A 24,935-nucleotide genomic window follows, 5' to 3' on the forward strand; every position below is an offset into this window, starting at 1 on the left:
GCCGCTGCGTGTGTCCAGCGCCAGCGCGCCGCACTGCAGCACCGCCGAGGCCAGGCCGCTGGCGCGGCGGATCAGCGCGCGCACACGTGCCAGCAGCTCTTCCATGTGAAAAGGTTTGGTGAGGTAATCATCGGCCCCGGCGTCGATGCCGGCCACCTTTTCGTTCCAGTTGTCGCGCGCCGTCAGGATGAGCACCGGCATCGTTCGCCCGCCGTCGCGCCAGCGCTTGAGCACGGTCAGGCCGTCGAGCACTGGCAGGCCCAGGTCGAGCACCACGGCATCGAAGGCTTCGGTGTCTCCCAGGAAGTGGGCGTCGCGGCCGTTGTCAACCCCGTCCACTGCATAGCCGGCTTCCACCAGACCGGCACGCAGCTGGGCGCGCAGCGTGGGCTCGTCTTCAACCAGGAGGATACGCATGGGCCGGCAGCGGGGTGTCAGGGAAGTGCATCACGGCCGCTGCGGCGCTCGTCGCTCCTGCTGTCGCCCTTGCCGGGCAACATGGCGGCGGTCCGGGCATCCAGCTTGAGCTTGACCAGCTGGCCCTGCGGCTGCAGCAGTTTGACTTCGTAGATCCAGCGGCCTTCCTCCTGCTCCAGTTCGACTTCCATGACCTGGCCCGGGTGCTCGCGCTCCAGCCGCTCCAGCACGCTGCGCAGCGGCAGCACCTGGCCGGCCTGCACCGCCTGCCGCGCACGGTTGTGGTCGTCCTTGCTGCCGGACCAGGCCGGCTGCAGCCCCAGGCTGCCCACCAGCAGCAGCAGCCACAGCCCGCCCGGCCGCGAACGGCGGCGTTTGCCGGCAAGGGGGAGGGGCTGGACGGAGGTCATGGCGTGATTGTCCTGCACACATTGTGAACCGCAGATGAACGGCGCCTTCAGGAATGGTTCAAGCGCCCTTGCCAAAAATACATCCCATCGCCCGCCACACCCGCCAACGCCCACTCACCTCCAACGCAGAAAGCCCAGCCATGACCCTGATCCGCAGCTTCTTTCCCGCAGCCTTGCTGCTGGCCGCCACGCTGGCCAGTGCGCTCCTGCCCGCCACCAGCCACGCGGCCGACACCACGCCTGCAGAGCAGCTCCGCCACTGGAGCGCGCAGGCCGGGACCCCCGGCAACGCCGACAAAGGCCGGACCTTTTTCACCACCAAGCACGGCGCTGAATGGTCCTGCGCCTCATGCCACGGCACGCCACCCACGGCGCAGGGCAAACATGCCAGCACCGGCAAATCGATTGCACCGCTGGCCCCGGCCTTCAACCCCAAGGCCTTCACCGACACCGCCAAGGTGGACAAGTGGTTCCGCCGCAACTGCAAGGATGTGCTGAGCCGCGAATGCAGCGCTGGTGAAAAGGCCGATGTGCTGGCCTACCTCAACAGCCTCAAGCCCTAGTTCCCCCACCGGAGTTTCTTCATGAACACCCTCCCCACCGTCCGTTCCCTGCTGATCGCCGCCACCTTTGCCCTCGCTGCGCTGCCCGCCCTGGTCCGGGCCGACAGCAGCCGTTTGCTGCCGGGCAACGTGCCTGCGGCCTACACCCAGGAGTGCGCCGCCTGCCACACCGCCTATCCGCCGGGCATGCTGCCTGCCCGCTCCTGGGAACGCATCATGACCGGCCTGGACAAGCACTACGGCACCGACGCCTCGCTGGACGCGGCCACGGTGCAACAGCTCAGTGTCTGGCTGAAGGTCAACGCGGGCACCTACAAACGCGTGGCGGAAGAGCCGCCGCAGGACCGTATCACCCGCTCGGCCTGGTTTGAACGCAAACACCGCAAGGTCGATGCCGCCGTCTGGAAACACGCCAGCGTCAAGAGTGCAGCCAATTGCGCGGCCTGCCACACCGCGGCCGACAAGGGCGACTACAACGACGACAACATCCGCTTCCCGGTCGGGCTCGACGCCCGTTACCGCCGGGCCTGGAACGACTAGGAGAACCACCATGCATGCCACCCCCTCCCTCCACACCACGGCCCAGGCCGCGCCCGCAGCGGCCACGCCGGGCCGCCGGGTGACCGACGCGCCCACGCGCATGTTCCACTGGCTTTTTGCCCTGTGCTTTCTGGGCGCCTACGTGACCGCTGACGGCGAAAGCTGGCGGCTGCTCCATGTCACGCTCGGCTACACCATGGCCGGCCTGCTGGTGTTTCGTGTGCTGTACGGCCTGCTGGGTCCGCGTCAGGTGGGCTTGGGCCTGATGTGGCGCAAGCTGGCCGGCGCGCCGGCATGGCTGAGGTCACTCACGCAAAGCCGATCATTGGCCGGCATCAACTGGCGCCAGGGCCAGAACCTGCTGATGGCGCTGGCCGTGGTGGCCCTGCTGGTGATGGTGGTGCCGCTGACGCTCAGCGGTTATGCCACCTACAACGACTGGGGCGACTTTCTCGGCGGCGACTGGCTGGAAGAGGTTCACGAATTTTTTGGCGAGGCGTTTCTGTTTGTCGTTCTGGCCCACCTGGCGCTCATCGCCGGCCTGAGCCTGCTGCGGCGCAAAAACCAGGCCCTGCCCATGCTGACCGGCCGGATAGCCGGCAAGGGGCCGGATCTGGTGCAGAAAAACCGCGTCTGGCTGGCCGCCTTGCTGCTGCTCGCCGTGCTGGCCTTCGGTGCCTGGGAGTGGCAGCAATCCCCGAACGGCCTGATTTCCACCAACCCGGCAGGCAGCCGGGCACACGATGACGACTGACACGGTCCGCGTCCCGCCCCCCCAAAATTATCCTTAGTGAGGAATTCATGAACGTTTACATGTGTGTCGTCTGCGGTTTTATCTATGACGAGGCGGCCGGCCGACCCGAAGACGGCATCGCCCCGGGAACGCCCTGGGCCGCGGTGCCCGCAGGCTGGGCCTGTCCGGAATGCAGTGTCAGCAAAGCCGACTTCAGTATGGTGCTGATCTAGCGCCTGGTTCAAATCCGGTCACCAAGCCGCGACTCCTTACACTTGCACAATGACACCGGCAAGGCGCAGGTTGACAGCGGCGGGCGACACCGCATGAACCCCGAAACACCGACGGGCCTGGACCCCGCCACGGCCGCGCAGCGCCTGCGCGACGAAGGACCCAACGAACTCGGCGTCAGCCAGCGGCGCACCCTGCAGGGCATGGCCTGGGAGGTGGTGCGCGAGCCGATGTTCCTGCTGCTGCTGGGCGCCGGCGCGGTCTACCTCGCGATGGGAGACGCCCATGAGGCGCTGATCCTGCTGGGTTTTGTGGTCATCATCATGACCATCACCGTGTTGCAGGAGCGCCGTACCGACAACGCCCTGGAGGCCCTGCGCGACCTGTCCAGCCCGCGGGCCCTGGTGCTGCGCGGCGGCCAGACCTTGCGCATCCCGGGACGGGAGGTGGTGCGCGAAGACGTGCTTTTGCTGGCCGAGGGCGACCGCGTGCCTGCCGACGGCGAGCTGCTCCAGGCGCACGAACTGGCCACCGACGAATCCATGCTCACGGGTGAGTCCGAAGCGGTGGCCAAACAACTGCCTGGGGAGCGCATGTTTGCCGGCACGCTGGTGGTCAGGGGCCAGGGCGTCATGCGCGTGACAGCCACCGGACGCCGGACCGAACTGGGGCGCATCGGGCAGTCGCTGCAGACCATTGAATTGCAGGCCTCGCCCCTGCGTGAAGAAGTGGCGCGGCTGACACGCCGTCTGGTCATGATCGGCCTGACTCTGTGCCTGGCCCTGACCCTGCTCTTCTGGGCGCTGCGCGGCGGCTGGCTTGACGCGATACTGGCCGGCATCACTTTGGCCATGGGCATTTTGCCGCAGGAGCTGCCGGTCATCATGATCGTGTTTCTGGCGCTTGCCGCGCGCCGCCTGGCCGGCCAGCAGGTGCTGACGCGGCGACTCAATGCCATCGAGACCCTGGGGCAAACCACCGTGCTGTGTGTGGACAAGACCGGCACATTGACCGAGAACCGCATGGCCGTGGCGGCCCTGGCTGTCGGCGAGCAGACACTGGACCTGCGGAATCTGGCGCCGGCAGGCCTGCCCGAACCCTTTCATGAACTGCTTGAATACGCTGTCCTGGCCAGCGAGATCGATCCCCACGATCCGATGGAGCGGGCCTTCCACGCGCTGGCCGGCGAACAGCTGGAGGGAACCGAACACCTGCATCCGCAGTGGACACTGGCACGAGAATACGAACTGACGCCCCAGCTCCTTGCCATGAGCCATCTGTGGCGCAGCACCACGCTTGGCCACGAGGTCGTCGCCACCAAGGGCGCACCGGAGGCCGTGGCCGCGCTGTGCCACCTGCCCGACGCGCACCGTGACCAGCTCGCTGCGCAGGCCGACCGCATGGCCGACAGCGGCCTGCGTGTGCTGGGCGTGGCCCGGGCCCGGCACCACCCCGGCAGCGACTGGCCCGAGAACCAGCACGACTTCGATTTCGAATGGGTTGGGCTGGTCGGCCTGGCCGACCCGCTGCGGGCCGAGGTACCCGCTGCCGTGGCACAGTGCCGGCGCGCCGGTATCCGCGTGGTCATGGTCACGGGCGATCACCCGCGCACCGCCGCAGCCATCGCGGCGCAGGCCGGCATCGAAAGTACATCGGTACTCACCGGTGATGACATCGCCGCCATGGATGCGCCGGCGCTGGCACAGAGGGTGGCGACGGTCAACATTTTCGCCCGCGTCAAGCCACAGCAGAAGCTGGCGCTGGTGCAGGCCCTGAAAGCCCAGGGCGAGGTGGTGGCCATGACCGGGGATGGGGTCAACGATGCACCTGCGCTCAAGGCAGCGCACATCGGTATCGCCATGGGTCAACGCGGTACAGACGTGGCACGCGAAGCCGCCGCGCTGGTGCTGCTGCAGGATGATTTTTCTTCCATCGTGCAGGCCATTGCCCGGGGTCGCCGCACCTTCGCCAACCTGCGCCAGGCCATGGTCTACACACTCGCCGTCCATGTGCCCATCGTTGGGCTGGCCTTGCTGCCGGTGCTGTTCGGGTTGCCGCTGGTGCTGGCGCCGCTACACATTGCCTTTCTGGAACTCGTCATCGATCCGGCATGTTCACTGGTGTTCGAAGCCGAAGAAGGCAGCGCCGATTTGATGGCGCAACCGCCGCGCCGGACCACCGAGCCCCTGCTGTCTGGATGGCATGTCGCCTTGAGCCTGGTCCAGGGCGGACTGGTCACGGCCGTGGTGGTCGGCCTGTATACTTGGGTGCTGGGCCAGGACGTTCCGGCCGGCATGGCCAGCACGGTGGCCTTTGTGGTGCTGGTGACGGCCAATGCCGCGCTGATTGTGCCCAGCCGGTCCAGCCAGACCCCATGGCGCAGCCTGTGGTCCGGTTTCACGCCAGTCAGCCTCTGGGTGCTGGGTGGCACCCTGCTCGCGCTGACCGCGATCACCACAGTGCCGCCGCTGGCGCGGGCGTTCGGGTTTGCACCGCTGGCCGCGGCTCACTGGCTGGCTGCCGTGGCCGTCGGCCTGAGCCTGCTGGTGCCCTTCCACCTCAGTAAAACCGTGCTGCATGGCCTGCGCCAGCGGATGGTCCGTCCCGGCAGGCGGACGCCTTTGCCCTGACCAAAGGCCCGGCACGCTCAGGTCATGTGGCGAGAGGCTTCGGAAGGCGTGGTCACCGGGTCACCCGGATGATGCCCCAGGGTGTAGGGGATGGAAACGAAGGCCATCCCCGCCACCAGAAAAACGGCAGGCAGGACAATACGCAGCACGGAAAATACAAAAGCCTTGAGATCCTGATTCATGATGAACTCCGGTGAAGCGGCTCAACATCAAGCCGCCAACGAATGATGGGCTTTGCCGCATGAACACAGCCTGAAGATGTTCCCCAAAAAACATCCGTCCGGTCACGTCACTTCAATCTCCATTTGCTATGGATAAATGAGCAGCTGGCGCAGATCCCACAAGGGCTGGGTCGTCTTTTACTCATCAATGTCAGGACGCGCATGCGCCATCTACCACGGCACCGTGGCAAACCGGTCCACCAGAAAGTCCAGCAACGCGCGCACCGCAGGCGGCAAATGTTTGCGTGAGGTGTAGAGCGCATGTATCGACATGCCGGGAAGTTTCCAGTCCGGCAGGACCACCCGCAAGCTGCCATCTGCCAGGTGCGGGCTGGCCAGATAGGTGGGTTGCAAAGCCACACCACCACCGGCCAACGCGGCCTGCATCAGGGCCGTGGCCTCGTTGGCACTGAAGTGGCTGCTCACGCTCACCTGGGCTTGCTCTTCACCGCGGGTGAACCTCCACACGCTTTTCCCGAAATTGGCATAACTCAGGCAACGGTGGGCCGCCAAATCAGCGGGCAAGGCCGGCACCCCGTAGCTGGCCAGGTAGCCCGGTGAGGCCACCAACACGGAGTCGCAGGGGGCCAATACCCGTCCAATGAGCGCGGGGTCCGGCTCGGCGCTGATGCGAATGGCCAGGTCAATGCGGGCCTCCACCAGGTTGAGGACGCCCTCACTGGCGTTGAGGTCGATCTTGAGCTGCGGGTATTGCTGCAGGAAGTCGGTCACCGCCGCCGCCATCTGTGCATACGCAAATGACACGCTGCAGGTGATGCGCAGTTGTCCGCGCAGCGCGCCATCGTGGCTGCTGGTTTCTTCTTCCACGTTGTCCATCAGCGCCAGCATCTGCTGGCTGCGGCGCAGGCAGCTCTCCCCGGCATCGGTCAGGGTGACGCTGCGGGTGGTGCGTTGCAACAGCCGTGCGCCCAGCCAGAGTTCCAGCTCGCCCACATAACGGGTCACCATCGCGCGCGACATGTCCAGCTTGTCCGCAGCCGCGCTGAAACTGCCGGCGTCGGCAACCTCCACAAATACCCGCATCGCAGTCAAACGGTCCATGATTTGCTCGATTTATGAAACAGTAATGCGCGAATTATGCGGTTTATCTGTACGGATATTGCAACTACAGTCCATTTCATCGCCTCACAGCGTCTTTTCCCACAACCCATCAGGAGTTCACCATGATCCGCACCACCGTTATCGCCGCATCCCTCGCCATCACCTTCGCCAGCGCCCAGGCGGCCCAGCCGCTCACCGTCAAGGTCTACAACGCTGACGGCAGCAGCTTCAACGTCAATTCGACGCTGGTCTATGGCGAGAAAGAAGCCATGGTGATTGACGCCGGTTTTACCCGGGCCGACGCGTTGCGCATTGCCGCCAATGTGCTCGACAGCGGCAAGCAGCTCACCACCATCTACGTCAGCCAGGCCGACCCTGATTACTACTTCGGTGTTGAAACCCTGAAAGAAATATTTCCCCAGGCAGAGGTGGTGAGCACTGCGGCCGTCCTGGAGAAACTGACGGCGAAGATGGCGGGAAAGCTGGCCTTCTGGGGGCCAAAAATGGGCGCCAACGCACCGCGCAAACCGGTGGTGCCACGCGCCATCGAAGGCAACACGCTCAAGCTCGAAGGCCAGACCATTGAAATCCGCGGCACCCAGGGCCTGCTGGCGCACCGTCCGTATGCGTGGATTCCATCCATCAAGGCCATCGTGGGCAACATCGGCGTGTTTGGCGGCATGCATGTGTGGACGGCCGACAGCCAGACTGCCGCGGAACGCGCCGCCTGGGTGGCGCAGCTGGACGACATGGCAGCCCTGACACCCGAACTGGTGATTCCTGGCCACATGGCATCAGGCACCAAGGTGGACGCCAGCACCATCGCCTTCACGAAGGACTACCTGCAGACCTTCGAGAAGAACCTGGCCGCCAGCAAAAACAGCGCGGAGCTGATCAACGCCATGAAACAGGCCTATCCGCAAGTGATGGATGGCGCCATGTCGCTGGATATCGGCGCCAAGGTCAACAAGGGCGAAATGAAGTGGTAATTCAAACAGCCTGACAGAGCTTCGCACTGCGCCCGGTAAAACCTGCCGGGTGCAGCGCCTCCATTTGAAAAGAGGACATATATGCGTACCCCCCTGAACATCATCGCCGACCACTACGCCGCATCGACACGCCAGGACATGGCCGCCATGATGGCCGACGTTTCCCCGGATGTGTTGTGGACCGAGATGGCCGGCTTTCCCTGTGCGGGCACATGGGTCGGGCCTGAGCAAGTCATTGAACATGTCTTCAAGGTGCTCGGCTCCGAATGGATCGGTTACCGGTTTGAACTGCAGGAACTGGTGGACGCCGGCGACCGGATCGTCGGCCTGGGTCGGTACCACGGCACTTACGGCAAGACCGGCAAAGCCATGCAGGCGCGCGTGGCGCATGTCTGGCGGGTGCAGAGCGGAAAAATTGTGCAGTTCGAGCAGTTCACCGACACCCTGCTCGTGGCACAGGCAATGACTTGAAGGCAACAGAACCATGCAGAACGCGTTTCAAAAAACCATCGTCACTTATTTGTTCGACCCCTTGTGCGGCTGGTGCTACGGTGCGTCCCCGACGATGCAGCGCTTGGGCCATCACAGCGCCATCAAGCTGGAACTGGCTCCCACCGGGCTGTTCGCTGGCAATGGCGGGCGTACCCTGGATGCCGCGTTTGCAGACTATGCGTGGTCCAACGACATGCGCATTGAAAAGCTCACTGGCCAGCGCTTCACTGACGCGTACCGCAAGAACGTGCTGGGCAAACCTGGCAGCCGCTTCGATTCGGCCGCCGCCACGCTGGCGCTGACAGCGGTGTCCCTGAGCGATCCGCAACGCGAACAGGAAGTGCTGAAGGTCTTGCAGGAAGCCCGTTATCTGCACGCGCTCGACACCAGTACCGCGCCCGTTGTGGTGAGGTTGTTGCGCGACATGGGGTTGGGCATCGCGGCCGACTGCCTGGCGGCAGCAGACGCGGAACTTCTGGCCGCCAATGCCGGGCGCATCCAGAAAGCGCAGGCATTGATGCACGCCCTGGGCGCGCAGGGGGTGCCAGCCCTCGCAGTCACCGATGACGGGGGCCGCCGATTGCTGCGCGGTGACGCGCTGTACGGAAGTTTTGACGGCCTGCTCGAGCAAATTGAGGCGGCCTGAAAAGGCCACGGAAGACGCGTATAAACAGATCTGCCCTCCCATCAGAAAAGAGTTCTCCATGACCCTCCTTCACCAGGTCCTGACCCACATGCGCGCGGGACGCTGGAACGAAGCCCACCGTCTGGTGCAAGACATACCGGACGATCCCGCACACCTGGGCGCCTGGCTGCACGGCATCCTGCATCTTCAGGAAGGTGACCTGGAAGATGCCGAGTACTGGTACGGCCAGGCCGGCCGGAATTTCCGCAGCCGGGGGAACCTTGGTGAAGAGCTGGAGCGCTTCGAGGCAGCGCTACCAAAAACATAGCTATTTGCGCATACAGGACAGGGGTTACAGGCTCTTTTCCCTTATATATTTTTTGCCGTAAATGCTCAGCGCGCCTTGGCGCCCAGTTGGCGCGCCAGGTGTACCTGGTGCAGGGTGATCTTGCGCACCTCGGCCTGGCTGGTCTGGATGTGGGTACGCAGCAGCAGGGCGGCCTGATCGCCGCGCTTGCGCTGGATGGCCTTGAGGATCTTGGCATGTTCCTCGTAGGTGGCGTCGATGCGCGGCTGCTTGGTGAAGTCGAGCCGGCGGATCACGCGGATGCGCTCTGTCACATCGCGGTGCACGCGGGCCATCTCTGCATTGCCGGCCGCTGCCACCAGCGCGCAGTGAAAGGCCTCGTCCCACTGCGCCACCTGCACGGTGTCGCTGCTGCGCTGCTCGGGGCTGACCAGCCAGATGGCCGCCAGCGCGTCCAGCAGCGTGTTGTCCACTTTCAGCGCGGCGTCACACAGGCGGTGTGCGGCCGTGGTCTCCAGCACCATGCGCAGGTCGTAGAGTTCTTCAAACTGATTGAAGTCGAAGGGCAACACGCGCCAGCCACTGCGAAACAGTACCTCGACAAAGCCCTCCTGCTGCAGCTTGAACAGCGCCTGGCGCACCGGCGTGCGCGAGACGCCCAGGCGTTCACTGATCTCGGTTTCAGTGAAACGATCCCCCGGCACCAGCTTGAATTCGGACACGTCGCGCTTGAGCTGCTCGTACACCTCGTCGGCACGCGAACGGTGGGCGGAGGCCTCGGCAAGAGCAGGAAGACGGCTGGCGGCAATGTGCATGGCGAAACTCTAGCAGTGTTGTTGCCGTGCCGGCGGGGTCGCCAGCAGAGACAGAAGCTGATCGCTGGTGGCCGTCCAGCCAACGATGGCGCCCTGGGCGCGCAGCATGTCGACGGCCGCCGCCTTGAATGCCGGAAAGTAGCTCTCGGTGCAGTCCTCCAGCAACAGGCAGTCGTAGCCGCGGTCGTTGGCTTCACGCATGGAAGTCTGCACGCAGACCTCGGTAGTCACCCCCATGAACACCAGGTGTGTGATGCCTTCCTGCTGCAGCAGTTCGTGCAGCGGCGTGGCGTAAAAGGCGCCCTTGCCGGGTTTGTCGATGGCGATTTCGCCGGGCAGTGGCGCCAGTGCGGGGACGATCTGGTTGCCCGGCTCGCCGGCCACCAGGATGCGACCCATCGGCCCGGGGTCGCCAATGCGCAACGAAGGGTTGCCGCGGTGGCGTTTGGCGGGCGGGCAATCGGACAGGTCAGCCCGGTGTGCCTCCCGCGTGTGCACCACCAGGCCGCCGGCGTCACGCCAGGCCGCCAGCACCGCCTGGCAGGCCGGCACGATGGCAGACAGCAGCGACACGTCATTCCCCAGACTTTCGCCAAAGCCGCCGGGCTCGATGAAGTCCCGCTGCATGTCGATGATGACGAGGGCAGTGGACTTCAGGTTGAAGGTGTAGGGGAAGGGTTGGGCTTGGTCTAGTTGCATGATGGTGGGGCGTTGGAGTTCATGCTGGTTTTGCAGCGGCGCCTGTCAGGGCTTTCGCCAGTGCAGGCGACTGAGGTGCTTCAGGCAAGCCGGGGGTAGCCCGGCGGCTACTCACTTTCTTTTGCGTCGCCAAAAGAAAGTAAGCAAAGAAAAGGCGACCCCGCTGCCTGCGTCCCCCTTCGCTGTCGCTACGGGGGCAACCTGCGGTGCTCGGTCCAGCCGGGGTCGAGCTCGAACTCGCTACGCTCAAACAATCGCTCGCCCTGATCCGTCTGGACCTCCGCTCCTCGGCGCATACAGAAGGGGGGGATGGGGCGGGAACGGGATCGGATACGGGGAGACCTGACGCACGCAGCGCGTCAGGTCGGAGAACGTGGCCGTCATGTTTGCACGCGAACGCAGCACACGCGGCCAAATGAAGTCCCCCTCCATCGCCCAGCGGGGAGATGGAGGGGTTAGGGGTGGGAGTGGGGAGTTGCGCCTACTGTCGTCCAGAACAGACCACAAGCGCAGCGTGATGCAAGCAACAAAAGCCAACAATCACACAGGCCAAACCACCCCTTTGTCATTAAGAATCGCATCCAACGGCACATCATGCGGTTCCGGCTCCAGATCCGGCAGCCACCCGTGGGTGTAGCCCAGCCCCACGGTGAACGGCTTCGGCTGCAGCGTCGCGAGCGTGCGGTCGTAAAAACCGCCTCCGTAACCGAGCCGGAAACCGCCCGGCCCGTAACCGACGCAGGGCACAAACAGCAGGGTCGGCACGATCACTTCGGTGTCCTTGGGCTTGGGGATGCCATAGGCATCTTCTTCCATCGGGCAGCCCGGGTACCAGGCATGGAAAGTCAGGGTCTTGTGGACCTTGTTGACCACCGGCAGGCCGATCTTGCGCGGCGAGCGGTTTGCTATGTTTTCAGTAGCTGCCTCCGCCCGTCCTTCAAGGGCTTGGCCGTTATTTCCTTCCGATTCCTGGCTTAAAATGGCATCTTCCTGCCAGCGGTACAACGCGGGCAGCGGATCAAACTCTCCCTTGATCGGCCAGTAAGCCCCAATCACCGCGTCTTCGCGACCCACCAGCCAGATCCGCATCACCCGTTGCAGCAGGTCGGCGCGCTGTAGTCGGTCGGGCAGGTTCAGGCGTTGTTCAATCAGGTCTCTTCGTGCAGTTAATTTGTCCATAATGATCCGATGCTATCCAACTTTATTCTGAAGGCCCTGATTCCGGGTCTGTCTGCCTGCGTACTGCTCACGCCAGCATGGGCACAAAACAACGGCTCCAGCGCCGATGACGTGCTGCTGGAGATGAACAAGGCCTTCCAGCGCGGTGACAAAACCCGGCTGGCTCAATTGCTGCCGCAAGCCCAGGGCCATGCGCTGGAGCCGTGGGCGGCCTACTGGGAGTTGCGGGCACGGCTGGGTGAAGCCAGTGCCAGGGAAGTGCAGGACTTCATGGCGCGTTACGCCGGCAGCTACCAGGAAGACCGGCTGCGCAACGACTGGCTGCTGCTGCTGGGCCAGCGGCGTGACTGGGCTGCCTTTGCCGCCGAACACCCGAACTACCGCATGCAGGACGACAAGGATGTGCGTTGCTACGCCCTGCTGGTCGACAGCCTCACCAACCCTGAAGCGGTTCAGCGTGATGCCGATGAAGTCCGCAAGAACTGGTTCGCGCAGCGCGAAGCAAGCGATGGCTGCACGTCGGCCGCCTCGCGGATGGTCGGCACCAAAAGCTTTACCGCGCAGGATGTGTGGCTCAAAGCCAGGCTGGCGATGGAGGCGAACCGTCCGCGCGCTGCCCGCGATGCGGTAGAAATCATCGCGCCGGAAGCCCTGCACCTGGTGACGGAACTCAACAGCAGCCCAGCCAGGTTCCTGGCCAGCAAGATGATTGCGATCAGCAAGGTCCGCCGGGAAATCATCACCCTGGCGCTGGTCAAGCTGGCCACCAGCGACGTCGAGGGCGCGGCACGCCTGCTGGAAGACAAATGGGGCCTGCAACTCACGGCCGAAGAACGCAACTGGGTCTGGGGAGTCATCGGCAAACAGGCCGCGCGCCGCCTGAGCAATGACGCGCTGGGCTACTTTGCCAAAGTCAGCCGTGACACCGACCTGAACGACGACTTGCTGGGCTGGAAGGCGCGCGCCGCGCTGCGCGCCGGCAGCACGCCGCGCTGGCCGCTGGTGCTGGGCGCCATCAATGCCATGAGCGAAGAAGCCCGCAAGGAGCCGGTCTGGGTCTACTGGAAAGCGCGCGGCCTGCTCAGCAATGCGCCCGCCCCGGTTGCCAGCGCACCGGTGTCGCCGCAGCGCGCCGAGGCCCTGGCCCTGCTGCAGTCGATCGCCTCGGTGCGCGGGTTTTATGAACAGCTGGCCCTGGAAGAGCTGGGCCAGAAAATCACCGCGCCGCCACGGCCTGCGCCGCTGACACCGGAAGAAAAGGACACAGCGCGCCTGAACCCCGGCTTGAACCGCGCTGCCTATGCCATCGGCGCCGGCCTGCGCAGTGAAGGCGTGCGCGAGTGGAACTACAGCACCAACCTGCACCAGCGCGGCGGACTGGGCGAGCGCGAACTGCTGGCCGCCGCCCAGTTTGCCTGCGACCGCGCCATCTGGGACCGCTGCATCAACTCCAGCGACCGCACGCCGACGGTGATCGATTTCGAGCAGCGCTTCCCCACACCTTTTCGCGCAGCAGTCCTCCAGCGCAGCCGCGACATCGGGCTGGACCCGGCTTATGTCTATGGCCTGATTCGCCAGGAGTCGCGTTTCATCACGGATGCGCGTTCCGGCGTGGGCGCCTCGGGCCTGATGCAGGTGATGCCAGCCACCGCGCGTGAAACCGCCCGCTATATCGGCCTGAAGGGTTTCACCGCCGGCCAGATCAACGACCGCGACACCAACATCGTCATCGGCACGGCCTACCTCAAGCGCGCGCTGGACGACTTCGGCGGCTCCATGGCACTGGCTGCCGCCGCCTACAACGCCGGACCGGCGCGGCCGCGCAGCTGGCGCAACGGGCCCGTGCTCGAGGCAGCCATCTGGGCGGAAAACGTGCCCTTCCACGAAACCCGCGACTATGTAAAAAAAGTGCTGTCCAACACAACCAACTACGCCGCACTGCTGACCGGACAACCCCAGTCGCTCAAGGCCCACCTGGGCACCGTCGGGCCGCGCGATGCCTCGGCACCACCGCCTGACGAGAAGATGCCCTGACAAGGTGGCCGAAGCCCGGAAGAACGGGCGGTGGATGACACGCCTTTGTAGGCTTTGGCCTATGTTCCGCGCATCCGGGCCGGGCTAAATTGGGCAGCCAACCAGGATCAGGAGTACCCAGATGAACCCGTGGTGGCAACAAGTCGGCAACACCGTCGTTTCCGAATTTTCCGACCTGACCGACCCCACACTGATGACTCGCGCCATCCTGCGGCTGCTGGTGGCGGCCCTGCTCGGCGGCCTGCTCGGCTGGGAACGCGAGCACCAGGGCAAGGCCGCGGGCGTACGTACCCACATGCTGGTGGCCATGGGCGCGGCCCTGTTTGTGCTGGTGTCGCAGCAAATCGGCATGCAGGCAGACGACATGAGCCGGGTCATCCAGGGCATCACCGCGGGTGTGGGTTTTCTCTGCGCGGGCACCATCCTCAAAGGAAACCGGCTGGATGATGTGAAAGGGCTGACCACGGCCGCCGGCCTGTGGCTGACGGCAGCCGTGGGCGTGGCGGCAGGCATGGGACGTGAATCAACCGCGGTGCTGGGGACGCTGCTGGCCCTGGCCGTCCTGGCATTGGTACCCGCGCTTGTCGGCGCGATGGCCAGGCCGGCGCCACTTGTCGCGGCCGAAACCCGGGATCTCGAAAAATAAGCCGGCGCCCAAGCTGCCGTGAAAACGGCCGCGCCGGCCAGAACTCAGGTTTTCACGCGCTGCGACACGAACTCACCCTCGTAACCTTTGGCCAGAGACAGCTTTTCGGCCTCGGTCAGCACCTTGCCCGCCAGCTGGAAGATGCCCTGCTCTTCGTCATTCAGATGATGGAATATCTTGTGGTGCAACTCTTTGGCAACTGTCAGCCAGGCGGGCGAGCTGAAATCAGTCTCCTCGAGTTGTTCCACCAGTTCATCCATTTCGTGGTGTTCGGCAATGCCGTGGCGCGAGGGCTCCTGCGTCATGTCGTGGGCAATCAGCGGTACATAGAAAAACCGCTCTTCGGCCGCAGCATGGGCGGCAAGTTCGGCCCGCAGTTCCCTGAACAGCAGGTCGCGTTCCTTGCTGTCCCCAGAGGTTTTGATCAGGCTGTCTGCCAGGCCGCGCTGGGTCTCGTGGCTTGTGCGCAGGGCTTCGAAAATATTCATTCACCGATTATCCTGAGGCCTTTCATCCAACTGTGTAGGCCAACAGGCCAGAGCCTGTTCAGGCCGGCGCCTACACTCACCATTTTTTCGGGAGCGTTTTACCTCCGCTGTCGTGAAGGCGTCTAATCATGGATATGGCAATCAAAAAAATACTTGTTCTTGGCGGCACCGGCTTTGTGGGCCGCCATGTCTGCGAAAAACTCACGCGGCTGCAGTGGCGCGTGACGGTGCCGACGCGGCACGAAACCAGCGCACGGGACATCCAGATGCTTCCGGCACTGGATGTATTTGAAGCCGACGTGCATGACGAGGTGGCACTGGCCAGGCTGGTGGCCGGGCACGACGCAGTGGTCAACCTGGTGGCCATCCTGCATGGCACGCAGGAGGCGTTTGACAGAACACATGTGCAACTGCCACAGAAACTGGCACGTGCCTGTGCGGCCCAGGGCGTGCGGCGGGTGATCCACGTCAGCGCCCTGGGCGCCGATGCACGCAACCCGGACGTGGCGCCGTCCATGTACCTGCGCAGCAAGGGCCATGGCGAGGTAGCCCTGCACCAGGCCGGGCTGGCCCTGACCCTGCTGCGCCCGAGCGTGATGTTTGGCGCCGATGACAAATTCCTCAATGTCTTTGCGCACCTGCAAAAAACCTTCCCCGTCATCCCGCTGGCCGCCAGCCACGCCCTGTTCCAGCCGGTGTGGGTCGAGGACGTGGCAAGCGCCATCGTGCATTGCCTGCAGGACACCCACGCCCATGCCACGGTTGACCAGACCTTCGAGGCCTTCGGCCCCGGCGTTTTCACGCTGCGGCAACTGGTGGAGATGGCCGGACGCCTGAGCGGCGTCAACCTGGGCCGTGGGCGCCCGGTGATCGAGCTGCCCGCGGCGCTGGGCCGGCTGCAGGCGCGCCTGATGGAGCTGGCGCCCGGCGAACCGCTGATGAGCCGGGACAACCTGGCTTCGATGACGCACCCCAATATCGCCAGCGGCAACCTGCCGGGGCTCGAAGCGCTGGGCATCGCACCGGCGGCGCTGGAAGCCGTGGCCCCCAGCTACCTCGGGCCGCTCAGAGGCGGCTGGGGCCCGCGCAGCAACCTGACACTCAAGCGCAAGACCGCTGGCCGTTTTTAGAAGCGGCTCGACCGCGGCAGTGGCCGCCGCGCATCAATTTCAGGTTTTTTTTGCATCAATGCACGGCCGGCCGCGCGTTAGCATGGCCGGTTGTTCACAAGGGAAACAACATGCTCAAGCTCTACATCGCCAACAAAAACTATTCCTCCTGGTCCATGCGGCCCTGGGTCTTGCTGAAGCAGGCCGGCATTGCGTTCGAGGAGGTCATGGTGCGGTTTGGCACGGACGCCTTCGCGGACGATTCCACTTTCAAGCAGGGCATTCTTGCGGTCAACCCGTCGGGCCGGGTGCCCGTGCTGGTGGACGATGGCCTTGCAGTCTGGGACACGCTGGCGATCGCGGAGTACGTCGCCGAGAAATTTCCCGAAAAGCAGCTTTGGCCGCAGGATGCCAAAGCCAGGGCGCGCGCGCGCAGCGTCTGCGCAGAAATGCATTCGGGCTTTGGCGCGCTGCGCAGCGCCTGCCCGATGAACATCGAGGCGCCCCTCTCCCAAACCGGGGCCATCATCTGGCGCGACCAGCCGGCCGTGCGCAAGGACGTGCAGCGCATCGTGACGATGTGGACCGAACTGCTGGAGCAACACGGGGGTTCCATGCGCACCGCCGGGCCGTCCCAAGGTGCGAGCGCCCCCTCGGGGGGCAGGGAGACGAAGTCGAGCGGGGGGGCTCAATTCCTTTTTGGCGAGTTCTCGATCGCTGACGCCTACTTCGCACCGGTGTGCATGCGCCTGAAGACTTACGCCCTGCCGGTTCCGGCCACCATCACGGACTACATCGACCGGGTCTGTGCCTTGCCAGGGGTGAAGGCATGGATCACGGATGCCCTGGCCGAAAAAGACTTTGTCACTTTCGACGAACCTTACCGGATCGCGCGCTGATCATGGCCAGAAGCACCCTTGTCACGATTTACCTGCGCTACGTGCTCGACACCGCCAAACTCAAGGAATTCGAGCACTACGGCAAGCTGTGGATTCCGCTGGTGGAGAAATTCGGCGGAAAACACCACGGCTATTTCATGCCCGGCGAAGGTGCCAGCAACATCGCGCTGGCATTGTTCACGTTCGACAGCCTGGCTTCCTACGAAAATTACCGCCAGCGCTCCTTTGAAGACCCCGACTGCCAGGCCGCCTTCAGGTATGCCGAAGAAACGCGCTGCATCGTCAGCTACGAACGCAGTTTTTTCCGCCCGGTCTTTTCCTGAACCAGCCACAGGCCGGCGCGAGCCGAGCCGCTAAACTGCCTCCATGGAAATTTTCATGGTCGGCGGTGCGGTGCGCGATGCCTTGCTGGGCCTGCCGGTGCAGGACCACGACTGGGTCGTCGTTGGCGCCACGCCGGAAGAACTGACCGCCCTGGGTTACCTGCCGGTGGGCCGGGACTTCCCCGTTTTCCTGCATCCGCAGACACGCGAGGAATACGCGCTGGCGCGCACTGAACGCAACACCGCGCGCGGCTACCGCGGTTTTGCGGTGCATGCTGCGCCCGACGTCACACTGGAGGAAGACCTGGCGCGGCGCGACCTTACTATCAATTCAATAGCTGCTCCCGCCCGCCCGGAAAGGGCTGGAGCCGGATTTGAAGCTGACTTTGAAGCACTCATCGATCCCTACGGTGGACAGGGGGACATTCGTGACAAGGTGCTGCGCCACGTCACCGATGCGTTTCGCGAAGACCCGGTGCGCATCCTGCGGCTGGCACGTTTTGCCGCGCGGTTTTCCGATTTCACGGTGGCACCCGAAACCCTGGCGCTGATGCGCGAGATGGTGGAGCACGGCGAAGTCGACGCACTGGTGGCCGAGCGGGTGTGGCAGGAACTGGCCCGCGGCCTGATGGAACGCACGCCGTCCCGCATGTTCGAGGTGCTGCGCCAGTGCGGTGCGCTGCGCCACCTGCTGCCCGAGGTGGACAAACTCTGGGGCGTGCCGCAGCGCGCCGAATACCACCCCGAAGTGGACACCGGCGTGCACCTGATGATGGTGCTGGACATGTCGGCGCAGCTGGAAACCAGCCTGGCCGTGCGTTTTGCGTGCCTGGGCCACGACCTCGGCAAGGGAACAACCCCGGCCGAAGTGCTGCCCAGGCACATCGGCCACGAGGAACGCAGCGTCAGGCTGCTCAAGGGCGTGTGCGAGCGCCTTCGCGTGCCCACCGACTGCCGCGAGATGGCCGAGGTGGTGGCACGCGAACACGGCAACATCCACCGCAGCGCCGGGTTCGGCGCGGCCGCGCTGGTGCGGCTGCTCGAGCGCTGCGACGCCTTTCGCAAACCGGCGCGGTTTGGCGAGATCCTGCTGGCCTGCGAGTGTGACGCACGCGGCCGCCTGGGCCTGGAAAATGCCACCTATCCGCAGCGGCCCAGGCTGGCACAGGCGCTGCAGGCGGCCCAGTCGGTCGCCACCGAACCCGTCGCGCAGGCGGCCCAGGCGGCCGGACTAAGTGGCCCCAAAATCGGCGAGATGATCCACGCCGCGCGGGTGCATGCCGTGCAGGCCTGGCTGCAGAGGTCCGCCGCCTCCGGCTGAGGCGCCGAAGCTGAAAATGGCATATGCGCATCTGGCCTACAAGCCAGCGGACGGGATTCTGCTAAGGTGAGATTTGATGCAAACAAGCCCCCAAACCCCGCCCCTCGAAACGCTGCCTCCCATCACCCCAGGCACGGCACTTTTTCTGGATTTTGACGGCACCCTGGTCGAAGTGGCCTCGCAGCCGGAAGCCGTCGTCGTCCCGGCCACGCTCACCGGCGTCCTGGCCGGCCTGTACCGGCAGCTGGGCGGCGCGCTCGCCCTGGTGTCAGGCCGTCGCCTGCTGGACCTGGACACTTTCCTGGCACCGCTGCAACTGCCGTCTGCGGTGGAGCACGGCGCGCAGCGGCGCAACGCCGAAGGCCTGCTGATCAGCGCACCGCCGGCGGACATGCGCCATGTGCTGCGGGCCGCCGAGGGCTTGCTGGAACTGCACCCGGGCCTGAGGCTGGAGCGCAAGAACCTGGCACTCAGCCTGCACTACCGCCACGCGCCCGAACTGGAAGAACTGTGCATGCAGGTCATGCGCGCCGCTGTCGAACGCAGCAGCGGCCTGGACCTGATGCAGGGCAAATGCGTGATCGACCTCAAGCCCATCGGCGTCAGCAAGGGCACGGCGATCGCCGCATTCATGACCGAAGCGCCTTTTGCGGGGCGCCAGCCCATTTTTGCCGGCGACGACATCACCGATGAGTCCGGCTTCGCGGAAGTCCAGCAAATGGGCGGGCATGCGGTGAAGGTCGGGCCCGAACACACCATTGCGCGGCACCGCTGTACCGGCGTTGCCCAGCTGATGGCCTGGCTGCAATCGGCCACACCGGCGGCAGCAGGCGCGGCTGCCGGTTTCGGGCAAAGGCTCCCCGCATGAGTTCAAGCGCAAGCGGCGCCACCTCCGCGGCTTTCATGCCGCCCGCGCCACCGTCACTGGCGCTGGGCGTGATCGGCAATTGCGGGTTCAGTGCGCTGGTCGATGCCCGGGGCCGCATTGTCTGGTGCTGCCTGCCGCGCTTTGACGGCGACCCGGTGTTCAATGCGCTGCTGGACCCCAGTGACAAGGGCAGCGCCTTTGCCATCGAGATCGAAAACTTCTCGCACAGCAAGCAGTGGTACGAACCCAACACCGCCGTGCTGCGCACGCAGCTGTTCGACCACAGCGGCCAGGGCATAGAGATCACCGATTTTGCGCCGCGCTTTTACCGGCGCTCGCGCTTCTTCCGGCCCATCACCCTGGTGCGGCGGGTGCGGCCCATCCAGGGTGCGCCGCGCATCCGGGTGTCGCTGGACATCCGCTACGACTGGGGCCGCAGCAAGCCGGTCATCACCCAGGGCAGCAACCACCTGCGCTACGTCGGCGACGCGCTGATCCTGCGCCTCAACACCGACGCACCCCTGTCGCACCTGCAGTCCCGCCAGCCCTTCGTGCTGACACGCGAGCACAACTTCCTGCTCGGCGCCGACGAGTCGCTGGCCGACGGCATTGCCGACACCGCGCGCCTGTTCGAGGAAGAAACCCTGTCCTACTGGCGCAAATGGAGCCAGCGGCTGCATATTCCGCTCGAGTGGCAGCAGGCCGTGATCCGCGCGGCCATCACACTCAAGCTTTCGCTGTTTGAAGACACCGGCGCCATCGTGGCGGCCATGACCACCAGCATTCCCGAGGCACCGAACAGCGGGCGCACCTGGGACTACCGCTTCTGCTGGTTGCGCGATGCCTTTTTTGTAGTGCGTGCGCTCAACAGCCTGTCCGAAGTTGGCACCATGGAGGACTACCTGCGCTGGCTCAGCAACGTTGTGGTGCAAGCCGGCGGCGGCCACATCCAGCCGCTGTACGGCATCGGCCTGGAGCGCGAACTGCCCGAGGCCTGCTACGAGCACCTGGGCGGCTACCGCAACATGGGGCCGGTACGCGTGGGCAACCAGGCGCAGGAGCATTTCCAGCACGATGTCTACGGCAATGTGGTGCTGGGCGCGGCGCAGTCCTTTCATGACCACCGCCTGCTACACCGTGCCGGCGAGGCCGAATTTGCGCGCCTGGAGGCCGTTGGCGAGCAGGCCGTGCGCAATTACGACAAGCCCGATGCGGGCATGTGGGAGCTGCGCACGCGCGCCCGGGTGCATACCTCGTCAGCACTGATGTGCTGGGCCGCCTGTGACCGCCTTGGCAAGATTGCCGTCACCCTGAAGCAGCCCGACCGCGCCATCTACTGGCATGGCCATGCCAACACCATGCGCGAGCGCATCCTGCGCGAATCCTGGAGCGAGGAGCGCCAGGCCTTTGCCGAGAGTTTCGGCGGACGCGACCTGGACGCCAGCGTGCTGCTCATGATCGAGGTCGGCTTCATCGACCCGAAAGACCCACGTTTTGTCGCCACAGTGGACGCGCTGGAAAAACACCTGTGCGACGGCCCCTACATGCGCCGCTATGAAGCGCCGGACGACTTCGGCAAACCGGAAACCGCCTTCAACATCTGCACCTTCTGGCGCATCGATGCGCTGGCTCGCATAGGCCGCAAGGAACAGGCGCGCGAGATTTTCGAAACCATGCTGGCGGCCCGCAACCATGTCGGCCTGCTGTCGGAAGACACCCACCCGGTGACCGGCGAGATGTGGGGCAACTTCCCGCAGACCTACTCCATGGTCGGCATCATCAATGCGGCCGTCCGTTTGTCTGCGCCTTGGGACAGTGCAGTATGAACACGTCCGTCGGCGAAAACCAATGTAGGGGCTCGTCATTCAAGCAGGGGCCGCGAAACCGGCTTTGCCGGGCCGCAGGCGCAGCGGCCCCCTTGGGGCTGGAGCCTGCGGCTCCAAACCTGCCTGTGCAGGTTTGGACAGGTGACAGAAGCGAAGTCTCTGGCGAGCGGCGGCCTGCAAGGCCTCGCGCATTACACAAAGAGAAAAGCGTGGGGGCCACATTGTGAGCCGGCTGGTCGTCATCTCCAACCGCGTGGCCGACCCGCGCAAGACGGCGGCCGGTGGCTTGGCGGTGGCGCTCGGTGATGCGCTGTCCGCCAACGGCGGCGTGTGGTTCGGCTGGAGCGGCACAGTAGTCGAGGGCGGCACGCCCGGTGAAGGCGAGGTCCACACCCAGCAGGCCGGCAACGTGACCCTGAGCACGGTGGACCTGTGCCGCGAGGACCACGACAGCTATTACCTCGGCTACAGCAACGGTGTGCTCTGGCCGGTGTTTCACTATCGGCTGGACCTGGCCGACTTCGATGCCGGTTTTATCGGCGGCTACCGGCGTGTCAACCAGATGATGGCGCGCAAGCTGATGCCGCAGCTCCTGCCCAACGACATCATCTGGGTGCACGACTACCACCTGATCCCGATGGCAGCCGAACTGCGCGCCATGGGCTGCAAGAACCGCATTGGTTTTTTCCTGCACATTCCGCTGCCGCCGCCGCTGATCCTGGCGGCAATTCCGCAGCACGAGTGGCTGATCCGCTCCCTGTTCGCCTACGACCTGGTGGGTTTTCAGGCGCAGGCCGATGTTGAGCACTTTGCGCGTTATGTCGGCGAAGAAGCCGGTGCCGAGGCGCTGGACCTGCACCAGTTCCGCGCTTTCGGACGCACGGTGCAAGCCCAGGCCTTTCCCATCGGCATCGATGTTGACGAGTTCGCCGCCCTGACCCACGGCAAGGAAGCGCGCGAGATGCACGAACGCATGAAAGCCGAGTATTCGCGCCGCCGCCTGCTGCTGGGCGTCGAACGCCTCGACTATTCCAAAGGCCTGCCGCAACGCCTGCGCGCCTTCCGCAAACTTTTGCAGAAGTACCCGGAAAACCTCAACAGCGCCACACTGATCCAGATTGCCTCACCCAGCCGGGAGGCGCTCGACACCTACAGCGGCCTGCGCCAGGAGCTGGAAAGCCTGTGCGGCGCCATCAATGGCGACTACGGCGAGCTGGACTGGATGCCGGTGCGCTACATCCATCGCAACGTTGCGCGCAAGCGACTGCCCGGCCTGTACCGCGTGGCCGCCGTGGCACTGGTCACGCCGCTGCGCGATGGCATGAACCTGGTCGCCAAGGAATTCATCGCTGCACAGGACCCGGCCGACCCCGGTGTGCTGGTGCTGTCGCGCTTCGCCGGTGCCGCCGAACAGCTCAAGGAAGCGCTGCTGGTCAACCCCTACGACAGCGATGGCACGGCCGAAAGCATCCAGCTGGCCCTGCAGATGCCGCTGCACGAGCGTCAGCGGCGGCACCAGAAACTGCTCGAACGCATCCGCCGCCAGGACGTGCACTGGTGGCGCAAGAACTTCCTGGACACCCTGTCGCAGATCAGCCCCAGCTGAACCTGCACCGTCCGCCCGGGCTGCTGGCGGAAAAGCCGGCATTGTGCAACCATTCGGTACCTACTGGACTGACATGGTCAACCGCAACTACCTCAACCGCTCACTGGCTGACGGCATTCGCAAGGTCGGGTTTCGCAAGTGGTATGAGCATGAGCTGTTGTCCAGCCACGCCCACATGCTGCTGGCCCTGCTGAGCACGATTGCACTCATGGCCACGCTGGAGCTTTTCCACGGCAGCAGCCTTGGCGAAAAACTGCTGAACGCCCTTCTTTTCATGATCAGCGGCGCGGTAGGGCTATGGGCACTGCGCCGCTACCTGTATCTGTTGTCACATGCCGAAGCGCTGGCAGACCAGGCCAACTGCCAGGTCTGCGAAGCGTACGGCCTGCTCAACGTGGTGGAAGACGATGCTCGCCATGACGGCGTGCGGGTGAAGTGCCGCAAATGCAGCCACGAATGGACGCTGCTGCCCTGAAGCCCGGACGGGGTCAGACCACCAGCGCCAGCGCCGCGTAATCACCAACTTGTTCGTGCAATCCGGCCGGGACCAGCGCAAACGTCCCGGTCAGCGCCGGCAGCTTGCCGCTGATCTGGGCCTGCAGGCGCGGCAACAGGTAGTCGCGGTGATGCCAGAACACACTACCGCCCAGGCTGATGCGCTGCAGATCCAGCGTCACCACGAGGTTGTACAAGGCCCGACCCATGACCCGGCATGCATCATCAATAATAGCCACAGCCCCCGTCTCTCCTGCGCGAGCAGCTATCAAAATAGAAGCGGCATCGGTGTAGCCCAGCTTTGAAAAGCGCCGCGGCAAGGCATTGCCGGCCACCAGCGCCTCGACATCGCCGATGTTGCCGCAGCCGCACAGGGCATCGTTGTTGTCGCTGACGAACATGTGGCCGGCATGGCCGGCGTTGCCGTTCTTGCCACGCAGTACCCGGCCATCCACACACAGGCCAACACCGATGCCTGTGCTCCAGGTCAGGTAGGCGCAGTGGTCCACGCCCTGTAGCGCGCCCCAGCGGCGCTCGGCCTCCAGTGCAGCCATGCCGTCGTTTTCGACGCGCACGGAAGCAAAGGCCGCGCGCAACGGCGCTTCCAGCACGGCCGTGGTCCAGTTGTTGGGCAGGCCGCGCGCCGCGCCGGCCAGGCCGCCACAGATATTGGGCGTTGCCAGCTCGACACAACCCTGGTTCAGCACAAACGGGCCACAGGACGCCACGCCGACCGCGGCAATGTCCCCGGGCCGGATCTGCGCAGCAACGCAGCTCGCATGGATCATGCGCAGCACCTGCTGCGCCAGGGCGTCCGGGGCGCCCTCTTTGACCGTCGGCTCCACCCGCCGGCCCTGGACACCGCGCTGGTCCACCACGCTGACCGCTACCTTGGTGCCGCCCACGTCGACACAGGCCACAGGCGCCGCACCCGCGGGCAACCGAATGTCCGGGCCGGTCGAAGTGCTTGGCGATGTCGGGGTGGGAGAGTTCATGGATGACCTGTTCAAATCAACTGGCTGATCAGGCTGGCCACCAGGCTCAGGAAGATGGTGGTCGTCAGCGGGATGAACCACTCACGGCCAAACAGCCTGAAACGGAAATCACCCGGCAGCTTGCCAAAGCCCAGCTTGTGCAGCAGGGGCGTGAACCAGCTGATCAACATCAGCGCCAGGAAAATCACCAGCATCCAGCGAATCATGGGGCTAGTTTAGGGGCAAGCGCCGTGCACCGCCTTGCCGGGTTGTTGCGAGTTGCAGTGGCTCGCCTGCAAGCCGGGACTCGCCCCGGCGGGCGACTCACTTTCTCTTGCGTCGCTGTACGGACAGGAGACATACGAAACAGGTGTTCGGAGACATAGGAAACACTTCTTCAGCGCTATTGGCGCAAGGAGAAGTGCATGCCTTG

General features: G+C 64.7%; 29 protein-coding genes. 19 read left to right on the forward strand and 10 right to left on the reverse strand.

Annotated elements, in window-relative coordinates:
* On the reverse strand, positions 1–417 hold a 417-nt coding region (locus WA904_RS05790; RefSeq protein WP_425196176.1), incomplete at its 3' end, for a response regulator transcription factor.
* A 17-nt stretch (positions 418–434) separates the two neighbouring features.
* The gene (locus WA904_RS05795) at positions 435–827 is read right to left on the reverse strand and encodes a PepSY domain-containing protein (RefSeq protein WP_425196177.1); all 393 of its coding nucleotides are present in this window, start codon (positions 825–827) and stop codon (positions 435–437) included.
* A 140-nt stretch (positions 828–967) separates the two neighbouring features.
* On the opposite strand from WA904_RS05795, the gene WA904_RS05800 reads away from it, so the two are divergent.
* The 5 genes from WA904_RS05800 (at position 968) to WA904_RS05820 (ending at position 5,524) form a co-directional block, all read left to right on the forward strand.
* Positions 968–1,390, forward strand: coding sequence for a DUF1924 domain-containing protein (locus WA904_RS05800; protein ID WP_425196178.1), 423 nt, complete (start codon positions 968–970; stop codon positions 1,388–1,390).
* Between the two features lie 21 nt (positions 1,391–1,411).
* A complete protein-coding gene (locus tag WA904_RS05805) occupies positions 1,412–1,930 on the forward strand; it encodes a diheme cytochrome c (RefSeq protein WP_425196179.1) in 519 nt (172 codons plus the stop codon).
* Between the two features lie 10 nt (positions 1,931–1,940).
* Positions 1,941–2,684, forward strand: a complete 744-nt coding sequence (locus WA904_RS05810) for a cytochrome b/b6 domain-containing protein (RefSeq protein WP_425196180.1) — start codon at positions 1,941–1,943, stop codon at positions 2,682–2,684.
* 47 nt (positions 2,685–2,731) lie between these two features.
* On the forward strand, positions 2,732–2,896 hold the full coding sequence (locus WA904_RS05815; protein WP_425196181.1) for a rubredoxin: 165 nt from the start codon (positions 2,732–2,734) through the stop codon (positions 2,894–2,896).
* 93 nt (positions 2,897–2,989) lie between these two features.
* Complete coding sequence (locus WA904_RS05820; protein WP_425196203.1) at positions 2,990–5,524, forward strand: cation-translocating P-type ATPase; 2,535 nt, start codon at positions 2,990–2,992, stop codon at positions 5,522–5,524.
* A gap of 17 nt (positions 5,525–5,541) precedes the next feature.
* Here the strand turns inward: WA904_RS05820 and WA904_RS05825 are convergent, their stop codons facing one another.
* Together WA904_RS05825 and WA904_RS05830 are read right to left on the reverse strand one after the other, a co-directional pair.
* Positions 5,542–5,706, reverse strand: a complete 165-nt coding sequence (locus WA904_RS05825; RefSeq protein ID WP_425196182.1) for a hypothetical protein — start codon at positions 5,704–5,706, stop codon at positions 5,542–5,544.
* Between the two features lie 210 nt (positions 5,707–5,916).
* Positions 5,917–6,807, reverse strand: coding sequence for a LysR family transcriptional regulator (locus WA904_RS05830; RefSeq protein WP_425196183.1), 891 nt, complete (start codon positions 6,805–6,807; stop codon positions 5,917–5,919).
* 122 nt (positions 6,808–6,929) lie between these two features.
* On the opposite strand from WA904_RS05830, the gene WA904_RS05835 reads away from it, so the two are divergent.
* The 4 genes from WA904_RS05835 to WA904_RS05850 all read left to right on the forward strand — a co-directional run bounded on the left by WA904_RS05835 (position 6,930) and on the right by WA904_RS05850 (position 9,241).
* Entirely contained in the window at positions 6,930–7,796 is an 867-nt protein-coding gene (locus WA904_RS05835) for an MBL fold metallo-hydrolase (protein WP_425196184.1), read from the forward strand.
* A gap of 81 nt (positions 7,797–7,877) precedes the next feature.
* A complete protein-coding gene (locus WA904_RS05840) occupies positions 7,878–8,267 on the forward strand; it encodes a nuclear transport factor 2 family protein (protein WP_425196185.1) in 390 nt (129 codons plus the stop codon).
* Positions 8,268–8,280: 13 nt separating this feature from the next.
* Positions 8,281–8,934 carry a DsbA family protein gene (locus tag WA904_RS05845; protein WP_425196186.1) on the forward strand — a complete coding sequence of 218 codons (654 nt, stop codon included), beginning with the start codon at positions 8,281–8,283 and terminating at the stop codon, positions 8,932–8,934.
* A 58-nt stretch (positions 8,935–8,992) separates the two neighbouring features.
* Entirely contained in the window at positions 8,993–9,241 is a 249-nt protein-coding gene (locus WA904_RS05850) for a hypothetical protein (RefSeq protein WP_425196187.1), read from the forward strand.
* Between the two features lie 65 nt (positions 9,242–9,306).
* Here the strand turns inward: WA904_RS05850 and WA904_RS05855 are convergent, their stop codons facing one another.
* From WA904_RS05855 to WA904_RS05865, 3 genes are all read right to left on the reverse strand, one after another.
* Complete coding sequence (locus WA904_RS05855; RefSeq protein ID WP_425196188.1) at positions 9,307–10,035, reverse strand: GntR family transcriptional regulator; 729 nt, start codon at positions 10,033–10,035, stop codon at positions 9,307–9,309.
* A 9-nt stretch (positions 10,036–10,044) separates the two neighbouring features.
* Positions 10,045–10,734 carry a cysteine hydrolase family protein gene (locus WA904_RS05860; RefSeq protein ID WP_425196189.1) on the reverse strand — a complete coding sequence of 230 codons (690 nt, stop codon included), beginning with the start codon at positions 10,732–10,734 and terminating at the stop codon, positions 10,045–10,047.
* A gap of 540 nt (positions 10,735–11,274) precedes the next feature.
* On the reverse strand, positions 11,275–11,913 hold the full coding sequence (locus WA904_RS05865; RefSeq protein ID WP_425196190.1) for a 5-formyltetrahydrofolate cyclo-ligase: 639 nt from the start codon (positions 11,911–11,913) through the stop codon (positions 11,275–11,277).
* Positions 11,914–11,922: 9 nt separating this feature from the next.
* Between WA904_RS05865 and WA904_RS05870 the strand changes: the two genes are divergently transcribed.
* Positions 11,923–13,947, forward strand: coding sequence for a transglycosylase SLT domain-containing protein (locus WA904_RS05870; protein WP_425196191.1), 2,025 nt, complete (start codon positions 11,923–11,925; stop codon positions 13,945–13,947).
* A 121-nt stretch (positions 13,948–14,068) separates the two neighbouring features.
* Complete coding sequence (locus WA904_RS05875; protein WP_425196192.1) at positions 14,069–14,593, forward strand: MgtC/SapB family protein; 525 nt, start codon at positions 14,069–14,071, stop codon at positions 14,591–14,593.
* A gap of 44 nt (positions 14,594–14,637) precedes the next feature.
* On the opposite strand, the gene WA904_RS05880 is transcribed toward WA904_RS05875, so the two are convergent.
* Positions 14,638–15,081, reverse strand: a complete 444-nt coding sequence (locus tag WA904_RS05880; RefSeq protein ID WP_425196193.1) for a hemerythrin domain-containing protein — start codon at positions 15,079–15,081, stop codon at positions 14,638–14,640.
* A 134-nt stretch (positions 15,082–15,215) separates the two neighbouring features.
* Between WA904_RS05880 and WA904_RS05885 the strand changes: the two genes are divergently transcribed.
* From WA904_RS05885 to WA904_RS05920, 8 genes are all read left to right on the forward strand, one after another.
* Positions 15,216–16,211 carry a complex I NDUFA9 subunit family protein gene (locus tag WA904_RS05885; RefSeq protein ID WP_425196204.1) on the forward strand — a complete coding sequence of 332 codons (996 nt, stop codon included), beginning with the start codon at positions 15,216–15,218 and terminating at the stop codon, positions 16,209–16,211.
* Positions 16,212–16,321: 110 nt separating this feature from the next.
* Complete coding sequence (locus WA904_RS05890) at positions 16,322–17,089, forward strand: glutathione S-transferase family protein (RefSeq protein WP_425196194.1); 768 nt, start codon at positions 16,322–16,324, stop codon at positions 17,087–17,089.
* Positions 17,090–17,091: 2 nt separating this feature from the next.
* On the forward strand, positions 17,092–17,412 hold the full coding sequence (locus tag WA904_RS05895; RefSeq protein ID WP_425196195.1) for an NIPSNAP family protein: 321 nt from the start codon (positions 17,092–17,094) through the stop codon (positions 17,410–17,412).
* Between the two features lie 43 nt (positions 17,413–17,455).
* Positions 17,456–18,733: a multifunctional CCA addition/repair protein gene (locus tag WA904_RS05900; RefSeq protein ID WP_425196196.1), complete on the forward strand. Its 1,278-nt coding sequence runs from the start codon at positions 17,456–17,458 to the stop codon at positions 18,731–18,733.
* Between the two features lie 76 nt (positions 18,734–18,809).
* Positions 18,810–19,601: a trehalose-phosphatase gene (gene otsB / locus WA904_RS05905; RefSeq protein ID WP_425196197.1), complete on the forward strand. Its 792-nt coding sequence runs from the start codon at positions 18,810–18,812 to the stop codon at positions 19,599–19,601.
* On the forward strand, positions 19,598–21,427 hold the full coding sequence (locus WA904_RS05910) for a glycoside hydrolase family 15 protein (protein ID WP_425196198.1): 1,830 nt from the start codon (positions 19,598–19,600) through the stop codon (positions 21,425–21,427). Before otsB ends, WA904_RS05910 begins: the two co-directional genes overlap by 4 nt.
* Positions 21,428–21,650: 223 nt before the next feature.
* The gene (gene otsA / locus WA904_RS05915; RefSeq protein ID WP_425196199.1) at positions 21,651–23,033 is read left to right on the forward strand and encodes an alpha,alpha-trehalose-phosphate synthase (UDP-forming); all 1,383 of its coding nucleotides are present in this window, start codon (positions 21,651–21,653) and stop codon (positions 23,031–23,033) included.
* Positions 23,034–23,106: 73 nt separating this feature from the next.
* Positions 23,107–23,508 (forward strand): hypothetical protein, encoded by a 402-nt coding sequence (locus tag WA904_RS05920; RefSeq protein WP_425196200.1) that lies wholly within the window; start codon positions 23,107–23,109, stop codon positions 23,506–23,508.
* Between the two features lie 13 nt (positions 23,509–23,521).
* On the opposite strand, the gene WA904_RS05925 is transcribed toward WA904_RS05920, so the two are convergent.
* Positions 23,522–24,523: an ROK family protein gene (locus WA904_RS05925; protein ID WP_425196201.1), complete on the reverse strand. Its 1,002-nt coding sequence runs from the start codon at positions 24,521–24,523 to the stop codon at positions 23,522–23,524.
* A gap of 11 nt (positions 24,524–24,534) precedes the next feature.
* Positions 24,535–24,729 carry a DUF2905 domain-containing protein gene (locus WA904_RS05930; RefSeq protein ID WP_425196202.1) on the reverse strand — a complete coding sequence of 65 codons (195 nt, stop codon included), beginning with the start codon at positions 24,727–24,729 and terminating at the stop codon, positions 24,535–24,537.
* Between the last annotated feature and the right edge of the window lie 206 nt (positions 24,730–24,935).

The sequence above is a fragment of the Polaromonas sp. genome (genome assembly GCF_049790275.1).
In the GTDB taxonomy this organism is placed as follows: Bacteria; Pseudomonadota; Gammaproteobacteria; order Burkholderiales; family Burkholderiaceae_C; genus Polaromonas.

What these genes read in the sequence shown, in the direction of transcription:
- WA904_RS05795 (WP_425196177.1), bottom strand. Translation starts at nt 827, where the DNA reads ATGACCTCCGTCCAGCCCCTCCCCCTTGCCGGCAAACGCCGCCGTTCG.
- WA904_RS05800 (WP_425196178.1), top strand. Translation starts at nt 968, where the DNA reads ATGACCCTGATCCGCAGCTTCTTTCCCGCAGCCTTGCTGCTGGCCGCC.
- WA904_RS05805 (WP_425196179.1), top strand. Translation starts at nt 1,412, where the DNA reads ATGAACACCCTCCCCACCGTCCGTTCCCTGCTGATCGCCGCCACCTTT.
- WA904_RS05810 (WP_425196180.1), top strand. Translation starts at nt 1,941, where the DNA reads ATGCATGCCACCCCCTCCCTCCACACCACGGCCCAGGCCGCGCCCGCA.
- WA904_RS05815 (WP_425196181.1), top strand. Translation starts at nt 2,732, where the DNA reads ATGAACGTTTACATGTGTGTCGTCTGCGGTTTTATCTATGACGAGGCG.
- WA904_RS05820 (WP_425196203.1), top strand. Translation starts at nt 2,990, where the DNA reads ATGAACCCCGAAACACCGACGGGCCTGGACCCCGCCACGGCCGCGCAG.
- WA904_RS05825 (WP_425196182.1), bottom strand. Translation starts at nt 5,706, where the DNA reads ATGAATCAGGATCTCAAGGCTTTTGTATTTTCCGTGCTGCGTATTGTC.
- WA904_RS05830 (WP_425196183.1), bottom strand. Translation starts at nt 6,807, where the DNA reads ATGGACCGTTTGACTGCGATGCGGGTATTTGTGGAGGTTGCCGACGCC.
- WA904_RS05835 (WP_425196184.1), top strand. Translation starts at nt 6,930, where the DNA reads ATGATCCGCACCACCGTTATCGCCGCATCCCTCGCCATCACCTTCGCC.
- WA904_RS05840 (WP_425196185.1), top strand. Translation starts at nt 7,878, where the DNA reads ATGCGTACCCCCCTGAACATCATCGCCGACCACTACGCCGCATCGACA.
- WA904_RS05845 (WP_425196186.1), top strand. Translation starts at nt 8,281, where the DNA reads ATGCAGAACGCGTTTCAAAAAACCATCGTCACTTATTTGTTCGACCCC.
- WA904_RS05850 (WP_425196187.1), top strand. Translation starts at nt 8,993, where the DNA reads ATGACCCTCCTTCACCAGGTCCTGACCCACATGCGCGCGGGACGCTGG.
- WA904_RS05855 (WP_425196188.1), bottom strand. Translation starts at nt 10,035, where the DNA reads ATGCACATTGCCGCCAGCCGTCTTCCTGCTCTTGCCGAGGCCTCCGCC.
- WA904_RS05860 (WP_425196189.1), bottom strand. Translation starts at nt 10,734, where the DNA reads ATGCAACTAGACCAAGCCCAACCCTTCCCCTACACCTTCAACCTGAAG.
- WA904_RS05865 (WP_425196190.1), bottom strand. Translation starts at nt 11,913, where the DNA reads ATGGACAAATTAACTGCACGAAGAGACCTGATTGAACAACGCCTGAAC.
- WA904_RS05870 (WP_425196191.1), top strand. Translation starts at nt 11,923, where the DNA reads ATGCTATCCAACTTTATTCTGAAGGCCCTGATTCCGGGTCTGTCTGCC.
- WA904_RS05875 (WP_425196192.1), top strand. Translation starts at nt 14,069, where the DNA reads ATGAACCCGTGGTGGCAACAAGTCGGCAACACCGTCGTTTCCGAATTT.
- WA904_RS05880 (WP_425196193.1), bottom strand. Translation starts at nt 15,081, where the DNA reads ATGAATATTTTCGAAGCCCTGCGCACAAGCCACGAGACCCAGCGCGGC.
- WA904_RS05885 (WP_425196204.1), top strand. Translation starts at nt 15,216, where the DNA reads ATGGCAATCAAAAAAATACTTGTTCTTGGCGGCACCGGCTTTGTGGGC.
- WA904_RS05890 (WP_425196194.1), top strand. Translation starts at nt 16,322, where the DNA reads ATGCTCAAGCTCTACATCGCCAACAAAAACTATTCCTCCTGGTCCATG.
- WA904_RS05895 (WP_425196195.1), top strand. Translation starts at nt 17,092, where the DNA reads ATGGCCAGAAGCACCCTTGTCACGATTTACCTGCGCTACGTGCTCGAC.
- WA904_RS05900 (WP_425196196.1), top strand. Translation starts at nt 17,456, where the DNA reads ATGGAAATTTTCATGGTCGGCGGTGCGGTGCGCGATGCCTTGCTGGGC.
- otsB (WP_425196197.1), top strand. Translation starts at nt 18,810, where the DNA reads ATGCAAACAAGCCCCCAAACCCCGCCCCTCGAAACGCTGCCTCCCATC.
- WA904_RS05910 (WP_425196198.1), top strand. Translation starts at nt 19,598, where the DNA reads ATGAGTTCAAGCGCAAGCGGCGCCACCTCCGCGGCTTTCATGCCGCCC.
- WA904_RS05920 (WP_425196200.1), top strand. Translation starts at nt 23,107, where the DNA reads ATGGTCAACCGCAACTACCTCAACCGCTCACTGGCTGACGGCATTCGC.
- WA904_RS05925 (WP_425196201.1), bottom strand. Translation starts at nt 24,523, where the DNA reads ATGAACTCTCCCACCCCGACATCGCCAAGCACTTCGACCGGCCCGGAC.
- WA904_RS05930 (WP_425196202.1), bottom strand. Translation starts at nt 24,729, where the DNA reads ATGATTCGCTGGATGCTGGTGATTTTCCTGGCGCTGATGTTGATCAGC.